The organism is Streptomyces sp. NPDC002773 (genome assembly GCF_040295605.1).
Classification (GTDB): Bacteria; Actinomycetota; Actinomycetes; order Streptomycetales; family Streptomycetaceae; genus Streptomyces.
In genome coordinates this window covers 101,001-114,374 of record NZ_JBEOVO010000024.1, presented here as the reverse complement: position 1 = coordinate 114,374, position 13,374 = coordinate 101,001, and the positions used below count along the sequence as shown (strand labels likewise).

The window sequence follows — 13,374 nt, the reverse complement described above, 5'->3', positions numbered from 1 at the left end:
GGTGGGGCGGGGTTCGGGTGGGGCGGGGTTCGGGTGGGGCGGGGTTCGGGTGGGGGGTCCTGGGGGTGGGCCGGGTTGGTGGGCTTCTGGTGGGACCGCCCTCTTTCCGAGAGTCGCTCCTTCCGGCGGCGCGTCAAGGGCGCTCCTTCGTCGCGTCGGCTGCGCCGATTCCGCTTCGCTCCACCCTTGACCCACCACCTCCAGGAGCGAAAACACTCTCGGAGGGCGGTCCGGGGGCCGGGGTCGCCGGGGCTTCGGGCAGTGTCCGGGGCCGGCGTGGGTCTGACAGGCCGGTGGGTGGGGGGCCGGGCATCGCTCCGGCATCTTTCCTCTGTGCGGCGGGGTGGGTGGGGGCTCGGCTTGTGGCCTAGGACGGTGGGCGCAGTTCGGTGGGTTCGGGGTGCGCGGTTGTTGAATGGGGCAGCCCGGCGGCGCTTAGCGGATTGCGGTCGGTCCTCTTGCCGGGCTTCAGGCCCCGCTGGTCACTCCCGGTGGGGGGAAGAGGCCCCAAAGAGGCCGCGCACGTAGACAACTCCGACCTACCCCCGGTAACTAGCCCCGGAGGGAAGCCTGGAGACGTAAATCCCCGAGTTGGTGCAGGAAATCCACCCCGACCCCACCCCACCACCCACTCAGACAGACCAGCGGGGCCTGAAGCCCAACCACCCCACAGCCGTGGCCCGCTAAGCCAAGCCGGGCCGCCCCATTCAACTACCGCGCACCCCGAACCGAGGGAGACAGTCCCACCCGCCCCCGCCACAAACCAAGCCCCCACCCACCCCGCCGCACAGAAGAGAGAAGCCGGAGCGATGCCCGGCCTCCCCACCCGCCGGCCTGGCGGCCGCCTTTTCACACTCGGAGGGCGGCCGCACCAGAAGCCCGCCGGAAACCCCCGCCCCCAGAACCTCAGAGGCCATCCCCCCACGTCCGCTACCCGAACACCCCCGACCGGTTTTCGCTCTTGACGTGGAGTCAAATTCTCGCTGAACATTCAGCACGCACAACAGCACGCCAGCACGCCAGAACAACTGAACACCGCACAAGCACTCGCACAGCTCCCGCGCCTCGTGGCACCCAAGCCCGAGGCGTCTCGCACGTTCCGTCCCATCCCCGTTCGGAATCCGGAGCCCCCACAGATGAACCTCTCCGTGCCCAGACGCGTCACCGCGGTCGCCGCCCTCGCGGCGCTCGCCCTCGGCGGACTCACCGGTACCACCGCCTCGGCCCACCCTGCCGACGCCTCCGCCGCTGCCGCCGCCCCCGACATCCCGCTCGCCAACGTCAAGCAGCACTTGACGGACTTCCAGTCGATCGCCACCTCCAACGGCGGCAACCGTGCCCATGGCCGTACCGGCTACAAGGCGTCCATCGACTTCGTGAAGGCCAAGCTCGACGCCGCCGGCTACACCACCACCCTCCAGACCTTCACCACCAGCGGCGCCACCGGCTACAACCTGATAGCCGACTGGCCCGGCGGCGACCCGAACCAGGTCCTCATGGCCGGCGCGCACCTCGACTCCGTCTCCTCCGGCGCCGGCATCAACGACAACGGCTCCGGTTCCGCCGCCGTCCTCGAGACCGCCCTCGCCGTGGCCCGCTCCGGCTACCAGCCCTCCAAGCACCTGCGGTTCGGCTGGTGGGGCGCGGAGGAACTCGGCCTCGTCGGCTCGAAGTACTACGTGAGCCAGCTGCCCACGGCCGAGCGCGCCAAGCTCTCCGGCTACCTGAACTTCGACATGATCGGCTCGCCCAACCCGGGCTACTTCGTCTACGACGACGACCCGGTCATCGAGACGACCTTCAAGAACTACTTCGCGGGTCTCGGCGTCCCCACCGAGATCGAGACCGAGGGCGACGGCCGCTCGGACCACGCCTCGTTCAAGAACGTCGGCATACCCGTCGGCGGTCTCTTCACGGGCGCCAGCCGGGTCAAGACCAGCGCCCAGGTGTCCAAGTGGGGCGGCACGGCCACGGCCTTCGACCGCTGCTACCACTCGTCCTGCGACACGACGGCGAACATCAACGACACCGCCCTCGACCGCAACAGCGACGCGGTCGCGCACGCGGTCTGGGCCCTGTCCGGGACCTCCACCCCGCCGCCCACCGGCACGGTCTTCGAGAACACCGCCGACGTCTCCATCCCGGACAACGGCGCCGCGGTGACCTCGACGGTCAACGTCACCGGCATCGCGGGCAACGCGCCCTCCACCCTCAAGGTGGACGTGGACATCGTCCACCCCTACCGGGGTGATCTGATCGTCGACCTCGTCGCCCCCGACGGCTCGGTCTACAGCCTGAGCAACCGCTCCGGCGGCAGCGCCGACAACATCAAGGCCACCTACACCGTGAACGCCTCCTCCGAGGTCGCCAACGGTGCCTGGAAGCTCCGCGCCCAGGACAGGGCCTCGGCCGACACCGGTTACATCAGCGGCTTCAAGCTGACCTTCCCGTAACCGCCCGAAAAGCTCCCGGGTGGGTCGGTGACCATCGCCCCCGACCCGCCCGGGGTCCCAACCAGCCCTGCCGTACCGGCTACTTGCCGGCGTTCGCCGCGTCCACGAGCGCGTCCTTCGTGACCGCGCCGACGTAGACCTTGCCGTCGTCGGTGAGGAGCGCGTTCACCAGCTTCGTCTTGAAGACGGTGCCCGAGCCGAACTTCCCGGTGACCTTGTCGCCGAGGGAGTCCAGGAGCCCCTGGAACTCCTTCGGCGCCTCTTCGGTCTTCGGCGCCGGAGCGCCGGTGTCGAGCTTCGCGATCGTCGTCCAGCCCTCGCCGATGACGTTCATGCCCTCGCCGAAGTCGCCGAAGCTCTTCTCCAGGTCGCCGAGGCCCTTCTCGAACTCCTCGGGGAGCTTCTCCTCGCCCGCGGCCTTCTCCGCGCCGCCCTCGGTCACCTTCGCGCCCGCCGGGGCCTTGAAGGCGAACTCGGACGCGGCCGGCTTGGCGAAGTCGACCTTCGTGAAGCCGGCGTCGACGACGGGCTTGCCGCCCTCCACCGAGGCGAGGGTGAACTTCAGCGGGGTGCCGCTCGCCGCGTCCACGGCGATCTTCACCGACGCGACCGTCGAACCGGCCTGCTTCGGCTTGATCACCAGCTGGTACGCGTCCCGGCCGGCCACCTTGGCCGTACCGTCGACGGTGATCGACGTCGTGTCGCCTGCCGCCTTCAGGACCTCGTCCGCGAGCTCCTTGGGCGTGGTGGGGACGTCCGTCCCCTTCGGGAGGTCCTTCTCCGCCGGGGCGCCGGCGCCCTCGGGGGCCTTCTCGTGGAAGACCTCGTTCGACTTGCTGTCGTACGCCCAGACGTCGTCGCCGTTGTGGATCAGGCTGTACTCGTCGGAGCCGTCGAGCAGGGTCAGCTTCTGGCGCTCGGGGCCGTCGGCGGCCACGCGCAGGGTGTGGGTGCCCGAGACGAGCTCGGTGAGCTTCGCCGACGGGTCGGCCGAGGAGCCGCCGCCCTCACCGCCGCCGCCGAGGCCCGGCATCAGGTTGCCGAAGGCCGGAAGGCCCAGGTCGGTGGAGATCTTGAACGTGCCGGACAGGGTCTGGGTGTCCGATGCGGCGATCTTCTCGATGAGCTGCTGGGCCGTGATGTCCGGCAGGTCGGGGTCGCCGGACGCCGCAAGCGCCGGGACGAGTCCGATGGTGGCCGCGGCCACTCCTGCCACCGCGACCGGGACGATGAACCGGCTCGCCTTACGGGTCTCTGCCATGGTCTCCGCTACCTCCGTGCCCTTCGCGGGCCCTCCGTGGACGATGACTCCATCTCACCAAGGCGGCGGCTCGGAAGCGTCAGCCCCCGGGATCAACCTCATGTACTGCTTCGGGATGACCCGACCCTGAGACCGGCTAACCCGCCCGGTGGACGGGATCGGCGCACCGCCCGGCGGAAAGGGCCTCAGCCCGCCCGGTGGACCACCGCGTCGCACATCTCCGCCAGGGCCGCCTTCGCGTACCCGTCGGGCAGCGGTGCGAGCAGGGCGCGGGCCTCCTCCGCGTACCGCACGGTGTCCCGGCGGGCCTGCTCCAGGGCGGGGTGGGCGCGCAGCCGGCGCAAGGCCTCGGCGTGCCGCTCGTCGTCGCTCAGGTCGCCGTCGACGAGGGCGACGAGCTCCAGGTCCTCCGGGCGCCCGTGGGCGGCCGCGGCGGCCCGCAGGTGGAGGACGGGCAGGGTCGGGACGCCCTCGCGGAGGTCGGTGCCGGGGGTCTTGCCGGACTCGTGGGAGTCGGAGGCGATGTCGAGGACGTCGTCGGCGAGCTGGAAGGCGACGCCGAGCCGCTCGCCGTACTGGGTGAGGGTGTCGACGACGCTCTCGTCGGCGCCGGCCATCATGGCGCCGAAGCGGCAGGAGACGGCGACGAGCGAGCCGGTCTTGCCGCCGAGGACGTCGAGGTAGTGGGCGACGGGGTCGCGGCCTTCGCCGGGTCCCGCGGTCTCCAGGATCTGGCCGGTCACGAGCCGTTCGAACGCCTCGGCCTGGATCCGTACGGCCTCGGGGCCGAGGTCCGCGAGCGTGTGCGAGGCGCGGGCGAAGAGGAAGTCACCCGTGAGGACGGCGATCGAGTTGTTCCAGCGGGTGTTGGCGCTGGGGACCCCGCGTCGCACGTCGGCCGCGTCCATGACGTCGTCGTGGTACAGCGTCGCCAGGTGGGTGAGCTCGACGACGACGGCGGAGGGCACGACGCCCGGCGCGTAGGGGTCGCCGAACTGCGCGGCGAGCATCACGAGCAGGGGGCGGAACCGCTTGCCACCGGCCAGGACGAGGTGCTGCGCGGCCTCCGTGATGAAGGGGACATCGCTCTTGGTGGCGTCCAGGAGGCCCGCCTCCACAGCCGCCAACCCGGTCTGCACATCGGCCTCAAGAGCCTGGTCCCGCACGCTAAGACCGAACGGCCCGACGACGGTCACGAGGGGGTCTCCTGTCTGCTGACGCCTGCTGACGATCACACGGATTGTTCACATGGACTGTTGAGGATCACACGGATTGTCGATGTGTCGCTGGATTCACTCAAGCCAGCGTATCCGGTCACCTTTCGATCACCGTGGGCGCCTTCCCGTCACCCCCGGTATGTTCGTGATCAGCTCATACGACCAGGAGTAGGCGCTTTGTCCCGAACATCGATCGACAGCGACACGGACGGCGAGCAGCCACCGCCGGAGGACGACCACGCGTTCGTCGGCCACCCCCGGGGCCTGCTCACCCTCTCGGGCCTGGAGGTCTGGGAGCGTTTCTCGTTCCTCGGCATGCAGGCGATCCTCGTCCTCTACTTCGCGGCCGCGGTCTCCGACGGCGGCCTCGGCATGGCCGCGGGCACCGCCGCCTCCGTCTCCGCCGCGTACGGCACGCTCGTGTATCTGGTGTCGGTGGCCGGCGGCTGGCTCGCGGACCGCATCCTCGGCTCGTACCGGGCGGTCCTCTGGGGCGGCGTCCTGATCGCCTGCGGCCACTACGCCATGGCGGTCCCGACCGCCGCGATGACCTGGGTGGGCCTCGGCCTGATCAGCGCGGGCACCGGACTGCTCAAGCCGAACGTGGCGACCATGGTCGGCAAGCTGTACCGCACGGACGACGACCGCCGCGACGCCGGTTTCGCGCTCTACTACATGGCGATCAACATCGGCGCCTTCGCCGGCCCGCTGATCACCGGCTGGCTCGCCGACCACCAGGGCTACCACTGGGGCTTCTCGGCCGCCGCGCTCGGCATGACCCTCGGCCTGATCCAGTACGTGGCCGGCCGGCGTCACCTGGCCGGGCGCAAGCACTCGGCCGAATTCGCGCTCGCCCCCGACGCCATGCGGAGGGCGGTCAAGCTGATCGTCCTGGGCGTGGTCGTCGTGGCGGCCCTCGGCGGGCTCCTCGCCGGGGTCGGCTGGCTGACCATGGACCGCTTCGTCGACCTGCTGACGATCGTGTCGGTGATCGCCCCGGTCGTCTACTTCTGGGTGATGTTCAAGAGCCCCCGGGTCACCGCGGAGCGCGGGCGGCTGAAGCCGTACATCGTGCTGTTCCTCGCCTCGGTCGTCTTCAACTTCATCCTCTTCCAGGCGTACTCGACGATGATCCTGCTCGCCTCCACCAACGCCCGGACGACCATCCTCGGCTTCGACTTCCCCGCCAGCTGGTACGCCTCCGCCCTCGGCGCCTTCGAGGTGGCCCTGGCGCCGGTCGTGGCCGCCGTCTGGGCCCGCATGGGGCACAGGCAGCCGCACGCCTCCAACAAGATCGCGTTCGGGGTGATCCTGGGCGGTCTCTCCTTCCTCCTGATGGTCCTGCCGACCTCCGGGCACGCCGACGACACGTACCGGATGGCCGCCTGGTGGATCGTCGGCTCGTACCTGCTGCTCGGCCTCGGCGACGTCCTCCTGGAGACCTCCGGGATGTCCGCCACCAGCAAGCTCGCCCCGAAGGCCTTCTCCAGCCAGACGATGTCGCTCTGGTTCCTCTCCCTCGCCCTCGCCAACGGCATCCAGGCCCAGACCGTGAAGCTCTACGACGACGTGTCCAAGCCCGTCTACTTCGGCGTGAACGGCGCCGTGGCCGTCGCCGTCGGCCTCGCCGTGATCGCCCTCGCGCCCTGGCTGCGCCGCACCATGCACCCCGTCCACTGAGGAAGCCGTGAGGTGTCCGAGATGAAGATCCGTACCGACTTCCCGTACGAGACCCGGCACGAGGACGTCCGGATCCCGCTGCCGGACGGGACGAGGCTGTACGCGCGCGTGTGGCGCCCGCTCACCGAGGAGCCCGTACCGGCCCTCCTGGAGTACCTGCCCTACCGCCTCACCGACTGGACCGCGCCCCGCGACTGGCAGCGCCACCCCTGGTACGCGGGCCACGGTTACGCCTCCGTGCGCGTCGACGTCCGCGGCCACGGCAACAGCGAGGGCCTGCCCGGCGACGAGTACGACCCGGTCGAGCTCGCGGACGGCGTGGCCGTCGTGAACTGGCTCGCCGAGCAGCCCTGGTGCACCGGGAAGGTCGGCATGTTCGGCATCTCCTGGGGCGGCTTCAACTCGCTCCAGATCGCCGCCCTCGCCCCCGAACCGCTCAAGGCGATCGTGACCGTCTGCTCCACCGACGACCGCTACGACAACGACGTCCACTACATGGGCGGCTCCGTCCTCGCCGTCGACATGCACGCCTGGGCCGCCACCATGCTCGCCTTCGTCTGCCGCCCGCCCGACCCCCGGTACGTGGGCGAGGAGTGGCGCCCGATGTGGCTGGACCGCCTGGAGGCCGTGGAACCCTTCGTCCACACCTGGCTCGCCCACCAGACCCGGGACGCCTACTGGCAGCACGGCAGCGTCTGCGAGGACTACTCCGCGATCGGGGCCGCCGTCCTCGCCGTCGGCGGCTGGCACGACCCGTACCGGGACACCGTCCTGCGGCTCGCCCAGCACCTCCCCCAGGACCGGGTGCGCGGCATCATCGGCCCCTGGTCCCACCAGTACCCGGACCGCGGCCTTCCGCCCGGCCCCGCGATCGGCTTCCTCCAGGAGACCCTCCGCTGGTGGGACCACCACCTCAAGGGCGTCGAGAACGACGTCATGGCCGAGCCGCTGCTCCGCTCCTGGATCAGCGAGTCGCACCTCCCGGCCACGGTGTACGAGGAGCTGCCGGGCCGCTGGGTCGCCGACCCCGCCTGGCCCTCGCCGAACGTCTCCCCCGTCACGTACGCCTTCCAGGGCGCCCCCGTCGTCGTCGACTCGCCCCAGCAGACGGGCCTCGACGCGGGCCGCTTCTTCCCCTTCGGCAACGAGGCCGACCTGCCGCCCGACCAGCGCGACGAGGACGCCCACTCGGCCTGCTTCGACTTCGCCGTCCCGGAGGACGGTCCCGCGATCGAGATCCTCGGCCGCCCGTCGGTGAGCCTCGCCCTGCGCACGGCCGCCCCGACCGGGCAGGTCGTCGCCCGGCTCTGCGACATCGCCCCGGACGGCTCCTCCACCCTCGTCACCCGGGGCGCGCTGAACTTCTCCGCCCGCTACGGCCGCGACCGGGCCGTGGAGGCCCAGATCGGCGAGACGGAGAGCTTCGTCCTCGAACTGAACGGCATCGGGCACAGCTTCCCGCCGGGCCACCGGGTCCGCCTCGCCGTCTCGTCCACGTACTGGCCGTGGATCTGGCCCCAGCCGGACGCGGCGGGCTTCACCCTCGACCCGGCGGGCTCCTCCCTCACCCTGCCGGTCCGCCGCCCCACCGAGGACGCCGTCACCTGGGAGGAGCCGGAGCAGTCCGAGCCCCTGGGCGTGTCCTATCCGGCCACCCTGGAGGAGCCCCGCCCGGAGCGGCTGGTGGTCAGGGACGTCGCGAAGGGCGAGTGGACCCTGGAGGTCGACCCGAGATACGGCGGTACGCGCGTGTACCCGGACGGCCTGGAGTTCTCCGAGGACGCCGTGGAGACGTACACGATCGACGAGAGCGGGCCCCTGTCCGCCCGGACGCGCTCGGAGTGGGCGATCCGGCTGCACCGGCCGGAGGACGCCTGGGACGTCACGGTGGACACCCGCTCGGAGATCACCTGCGACGCGAACTCCTTCCTCACCACGAACGAGGTGGTGTGCAAGGAGGGCTCGGAGGTCGTCTTCCACCGGACGTGGGAAAAGCGGATCCCCCGCACGGCGGGCTGAGAGCCGCGCCGTACGGGGGATCCGGAGGACTTACGCGCTCGCGCCGGCCTTGCGGCGGCGGGCGACGAACAGCGCGCCCGCGCCGAGGACGACGGCCGCGCCGGCCGCGAGGCCGATCTGCGTCACGTTGTCGTTCGCACCGGTCTCGGCGAGGGAGCCGTTCACCGGGGTGCGGGACGAGCCGCCCTGCTGGGTGGTGTTGCTGTTGCCACCGGTGGAGGCGGTCGGCGCCGGGGTGGGCGTCGCGGTCGTCTCCGACGGGGTCGGCTCCGGCGTCGGCTTCGGCTTGTCGCCCTTGGCGGCGGCGATGTCGAAGTAGGCCTCCGAGAAGCCGCCCAGGCCGCACGAGCCGTCGTTGTTCTCGTACCCGGCGTAGGCGAAGGCCGCACCCTCACCGGCGGGGGCGTCGGCGGCGACCGTGAGACGCACCTTCACGTCGTAGCTGGCGCCCTTGGCGAGCTTGCCGACCTCGATGGAGTCGAACTCCTCGGTGATCGGGGTCCACTCGAGGACGTCCGGGGACGACCACTCGATGGGGATGAGCCGGTCGGCGACGTCCGACTCCTCGTCGATGACCTCTTCGTCGTCGCCGGACTGCATCGCGTCGACGAAGGCGGCGACGGTGTCCAGGGTGCGGTCGGAGGTGTTGGTGAACCGCAGCGAGAAGACGGCGGACTGGCCGGCGGTGAGCGTCTTCGGACCGCTCAGCGCGAGCTTGAGGGAGGGGTCCTCCTTGCAGTCCCCGCCGATCTCCTCGAAGAACTTCAGCTCCTCCTTGGCCTCGGCGAGGTCCTTGGCGGCGGCCTTCTGCACCTTCTGGGCGAGGGCGAGCACCTGGAACGCGGCGACGCTGTCGTCGGCCAGGGCCTTGGAGGCCTTGCTGAGCTTCTCGTCGGCGGCGGTCTTGGCGGTGGCCGCCTCGTCGGCGGTCGCCTTGGCCGCGGTGACGGCAGCGGCGGCGGCCGTCTTCTCCTCCTCGGTGGCCTCGGGGAGGAGGTCCTTCTCGGCCTGCACGGCCGTGGCGAGCGCCGCGTCGGCGGCGGTCTTGGCCGCCGCGGCGGCGTCGGCGGCCGTCTTGGCCTCGGTGACCGCGACCCTGAGAGGGTGGTCGGGCTTGTCGCGGGCTTCCAGGCCGGCCAGGGCCTTGGCGACGTCGGCCTCGGCCTCGTCGAACGCCTTCTGCGCCAGCGCGACCGCGGCCTTCAGCTCCTCAAGCGAGGGCGTCTCGTCCTTGGGGTCCTCGTTCGACGTGGGCTTCTGCGTCGACGCCGAAGACGGCTTGGTGTCGGCGAACGCCGGCGTGGCGGAGAGGAACACGACCGGGGTGGTCACGGCGGCGGCCACGGCGGTCGCGAGAATGCGACGAATCTTCACAGTGCGGGACCTTTTTCCTGGTCAGGGTGAAAGGAAAGAAAGTGCGGCGCGCGCCAGCGGCGACTTCACGCGGCGCGCTACCACCGAGATCGTATGGCCGTGAACGCCCCCGCGGGAGACCCGTTTTCGCAGCTCCGGACCGGGCCCCGACCCCACCCGGTACCTAAACCACGTGAAGCCGGACAGTTGCCCACGGAGGCCGCACTTTCTCTGTGATCCATGTCATCCGCGCCCGGCGGCCCGACCCGTAACGTGTCCTCCACACACCTGGAAAGCGAGGCACGTACCGATGTCCGAGCACAGCCCGCTCGACCTGGCCGAGGGCGATCCCTTCGGCCCGCACAACCTCCCGTACGGCGTCTTCTCCACCGCCGACGAGCCCGACCGGCGCCGGCTCGGCGTCCGGATCGGCGGGCACGTGCTGGACGCGGGTGCCGCGGCGCACGCGCTCGGCTCCCCGTACGCGGCGCTCCTCGCGCAGCCGAGCCTGAACCCGCTCCTCGCGGCCGGGCGGACCGCCTGGCGTGACGTGCGCCGGGCGCTCACGGCCTGGGTGACGGTGCCGGCGCACCGGGCGGACGTCGAGCCGCTGCTGCACCCACTGGACGGGGTGACGCTGCACCTGCCGTACGAGGTCGCGGACTACGTCGACTTCTACGCGAGCGAGCACCACGCGACGAACGTGGGCCGGATCTTCCGCCCCGACGGCGACGCGCTGACCCCGAACTGGAAGCACCTGCCGATCGGTTACCACGGTCGCGCGGGCACGGTCGTGGTGTCGGGGACCGATGTCGTACGCCCCTCCGGGCAGCGGAAGGCGCCCACGGACGCGGCCCCGGTCTTCGGGCCCTCGGTCAAGCTGGACATCGAGGCGGAGGTCGGCTTCCTCGTCGGCGCCCCGTCGGAGCTGGGCAGGCCGGTCGCGCTCGCCGACTTCCGGGAGCACGTCTTCGGTCTGACGCTGCTCAACGACTGGTCGGCGCGGGACGTGCAGGCCTGGGAGTACGTGCCGCTCGGCCCGTTCCTCGGCAAGTCGTTCCAGACCTCGGTTTCGGCGTGGGTGACACCTCTCGAGGCCCTGGACGCGGCCAGGACCGCGCCCCCGGCCCGCGATTTCCCCCTCCTGCCGTATCTGGACGACGCGGCCGAGGAGGAGCCGGGCGGCTTCGACGTGCGGATCACGGTGGAGATCAACGGCGAGGTGGTGGCGGAGCCGCCGTTCTCCTCCATGTACTGGACGGCGGCGCAGCAGCTCGCGCACATGACGGTGAACGGCGCCTCGCTGCGCACGGGTGACCTGTACGGCTCCGGGACGGTCTCGGGGCCCGAGGCGAACCAGCGCGGTTCGCTCCTGGAGCTCACCTGGAACGGCCGGGACGCGCTCGAACTGGCCGGTGGCAAGCGGACGTTCCTGGAGGACGGCGACGAGGTCGTCCTGACGGCCTGGGCCCCCGGCCCTGACGGCACCCGCGTGGCGCTGGGCGAGGTCAGGGGCCGGATCGTTCCCTCGGCCTAGGAGAGCCGCCAGAGCGCGGGAACGTTCGGCGGCTCCCAGCCGGCCTGGGCCGTGTGCGCCTGGAGGCACACATAGCCCGGCCCGCCGTACGTGACCCTGTCCCCCGCCCGGTAGGCGGTCCCGGCCGTCCAGCTGCCCCCGGGCGGCGGGGTGGTCGGGGTGGGGCTCGGGCCGGGGTCCTGCGGCACGTTCAGGACGAAGTCGAAGGCGGCCTCCCTGGCGCCGCCCGCGTCCCGCACGGCCATGAGCAGCCGCGGGTCGAAGATGCTGTCGGTGTTGTTGCGGGGTTCGCCGGGGAAGTACAGCTGGGTGGTGAGCACCGGGCGGCCGGGGGCCTGCACCTTGACGTGGATGTGCCGGGTGCGGCCCGGGTAGAGGCCGGGCACGATCGTGGTGAGCGCGAAGGCGCCCCGGGAGTCGGTGAACTGGTGGCCGCGGAAACGGAATCCGGTGTTGTCGTACGCGCCGTTGACGTCGGCCTGCCAGAAGTCGAGCAGGACGCCCGCCATCGGCCGGCAGGCGAGCCCGAAGACGTAGCCGCTGACGGTCAGCCGTACGCCGACGGTGCCGGCCTCCAGGAGGCTGGTCCGCTGAGGTGAGCGGGGCTTGAAGTAGGGGCCTTCTGTCTGCGGCGGGGTGGGGTCGTCACCGTCGTCGCACTCGGGGGTGAGGGCGGGCGCCGCCTCGCCGACGGTGAGGGTACGGGCGAGTGCCGGTACGCCCATGAGCACGGCGGGCGCCGCCATGCCGGCCGCGAGCGCGGCCCGCAGCACGGTCTTCCGGGTGACGTGCCCGGTGCTGGTCTCGTTCTCCATGTCCATGCCTGCTCCTCGTGGGGGCGCTGGGGTCGGCAACGAACCTAGGCGGGCACGCCGCCGCCTTCGAGGGACGGATCACGGCGGTCGTGGTGTTTTCGGAAGTCCCCGGGGCTCCGTCCCGTCTCACGCCGGAAGAAGCGGCAGAAGTACGCGGGGTCACCGAAGCCGACCCGGGACGCGACCTGCCGGACCGTCAGGTCGGTGCTGACGAGCAGCCGCTGGGCCTCGCGGGTCCGGGCCTCGCGCAGCAGAGCGGCGGGGGTGCGCCCGGTGGCGGCCCGGACGGCCTCCGCGAGGTGGCCGGGGGTGACGCCGAGGAGGCCGGCACATCGCCGTACGGACAGTCCGTCGGCCGCGGACCGTCCGGCGAGCCGTACGAACTCCTCGGCGACCCCCCGGACGGGTGTCGGCCGGGCGACGCCTCCGGGCAGCCGGGCGGCCCGCACAAGGAGTACGTGGAGCAGGGACCGCAGCACCCCGGCGAACCCGTCAGCCCCGTACCGGTACTCCTCGGCGAGCTCCGCCATCAGCCGGCCCGTGCGTTCGTGCGTGGCGGCGTCGAGGTCCACCCAGGGCCGCTCTCCCAGCCGGCGCAGCAGTTCCTCGTCCCGGGCCCCGCCGACCAGGAATTCGGGAGTGAACAGCACGAGCGACCCTTCGAGGCCCCGCACGCCCTCCCAGTGGTGCACCTGCCCTGGCAGGATCACCCCCCACTGCGGCGGACGCACCTGGTACCGCTCCAGGTCGAGCACGTGTGTCCCGCTCCCCTCGACGACGTGCACGATCTCGTAGAAGGTGTGCCGGTGCGGGGTGGCGGCTCGGGACAGCGGCCCCATGGCGTCGAACCCTCCGGCGGCGAAGGGCACTTGGTCCGGGAGCCGTACTTCCAGGCGGTGCACCGGCGGTTCCCCCTGCCGGGGAACGGCAGCGGCCGTGCCGGGAAGGACCGTGGTACCGCGCATGCCCCCGCCACCTCCGACAGCTGGTACAGACCATTCGGCGCCTCCACGATGCCACGACCGTCGCGCCGTGTCAG

Annotated in this window: 9 protein-coding genes; 4 read left to right on the top strand and 5 right to left on the bottom strand. The window is 71.5% G+C overall.

The features are described 5' to 3' along the window. Nucleotides 1-1,136: 1,136 nt before the first annotated feature. On the top strand, nucleotides 1,137-2,453 hold the full coding sequence (locus ABT034_RS25735; protein WP_351219093.1) for a M28 family peptidase: 1,317 nt from the start codon (nucleotides 1,137-1,139) through the stop codon (nucleotides 2,451-2,453). A 79-nt stretch (nucleotides 2,454-2,532) separates the two neighbouring features. Here the strand turns inward: ABT034_RS25735 and ABT034_RS25730 are convergent, their stop codons facing one another. Both ABT034_RS25730 and ABT034_RS25725 read right to left on the bottom strand, forming a co-directional pair. Further along, complete coding sequence (locus ABT034_RS25730; protein ID WP_351219091.1) at nucleotides 2,533-3,714, bottom strand: LolA-like protein; 1,182 nt, start codon at nucleotides 3,712-3,714, stop codon at nucleotides 2,533-2,535. 185 nt (nucleotides 3,715-3,899) lie between these two features. Next, entirely contained in the window at nucleotides 3,900-4,910 is a 1,011-nt protein-coding gene (locus ABT034_RS25725; protein WP_351219089.1) for a polyprenyl synthetase family protein, read from the bottom strand. 198 nt (nucleotides 4,911-5,108) lie between these two features. Between ABT034_RS25725 and ABT034_RS25720 the strand changes: the two genes are divergently transcribed. Both ABT034_RS25720 and ABT034_RS25715 read left to right on the top strand, forming a co-directional pair. Next, nucleotides 5,109-6,611, top strand: a complete 1,503-nt coding sequence (locus tag ABT034_RS25720; RefSeq protein ID WP_351219087.1) for a peptide MFS transporter — start codon at nucleotides 5,109-5,111, stop codon at nucleotides 6,609-6,611. 21 nt (nucleotides 6,612-6,632) lie between these two features. Continuing rightward, nucleotides 6,633-8,630 (top strand): CocE/NonD family hydrolase, encoded by a 1,998-nt coding sequence (locus tag ABT034_RS25715; RefSeq protein WP_351219117.1) that lies wholly within the window; start codon nucleotides 6,633-6,635, stop codon nucleotides 8,628-8,630. Nucleotides 8,631-8,660: 30 nt separating this feature from the next. Here the strand turns inward: ABT034_RS25715 and ABT034_RS25710 are convergent, their stop codons facing one another. Beyond that, nucleotides 8,661-10,004, bottom strand: a complete 1,344-nt coding sequence (locus tag ABT034_RS25710) for a peptidase (protein ID WP_351219085.1) — start codon at nucleotides 10,002-10,004, stop codon at nucleotides 8,661-8,663. A gap of 289 nt (nucleotides 10,005-10,293) precedes the next feature. Between ABT034_RS25710 and fahA the strand changes: the two genes are divergently transcribed. Then, nucleotides 10,294-11,520, top strand: a complete 1,227-nt coding sequence (gene fahA / locus ABT034_RS25705) for a fumarylacetoacetase (protein ID WP_351219083.1) — start codon at nucleotides 10,294-10,296, stop codon at nucleotides 11,518-11,520. Here fahA and ABT034_RS25700 read toward each other — a convergent pair. Then, the gene (locus ABT034_RS25700; protein WP_351219115.1) at nucleotides 11,517-12,335 is read right to left on the bottom strand and encodes a dioxygenase family protein; all 819 of its coding nucleotides are present in this window, start codon (nucleotides 12,333-12,335) and stop codon (nucleotides 11,517-11,519) included. The two genes, fahA and ABT034_RS25700, sit on opposite strands and share 4 nt — an antisense overlap. A gap of 44 nt (nucleotides 12,336-12,379) precedes the next feature. After that, entirely contained in the window at nucleotides 12,380-13,300 is a 921-nt protein-coding gene (locus tag ABT034_RS25695; protein ID WP_351219081.1) for a helix-turn-helix transcriptional regulator, read from the bottom strand. Nucleotides 13,301-13,374: the final 74 nt, after the last annotated feature.

Excerpts from the sequence above, each read along its gene's own strand:
- ABT034_RS25735 (WP_351219093.1), top strand. The coding sequence starts at position 1,137 with ATGAACCTCTCCGTGCCCAGACGCGTCACCGCGGTCGCCGCCCTCGCG.
- ABT034_RS25730 (WP_351219091.1), bottom strand. The coding sequence starts at position 3,714 with ATGGCAGAGACCCGTAAGGCGAGCCGGTTCATCGTCCCGGTCGCGGTG.
- ABT034_RS25715 (WP_351219117.1), top strand. The coding sequence starts at position 6,633 with ATGAAGATCCGTACCGACTTCCCGTACGAGACCCGGCACGAGGACGTC.
- fahA (WP_351219083.1), top strand. The coding sequence starts at position 10,294 with ATGTCCGAGCACAGCCCGCTCGACCTGGCCGAGGGCGATCCCTTCGGC.
- ABT034_RS25700 (WP_351219115.1), bottom strand. The coding sequence starts at position 12,335 with ATGGAGAACGAGACCAGCACCGGGCACGTCACCCGGAAGACCGTGCTG.
- ABT034_RS25695 (WP_351219081.1), bottom strand. The coding sequence starts at position 13,300 with ATGCGCGGTACCACGGTCCTTCCCGGCACGGCCGCTGCCGTTCCCCGG.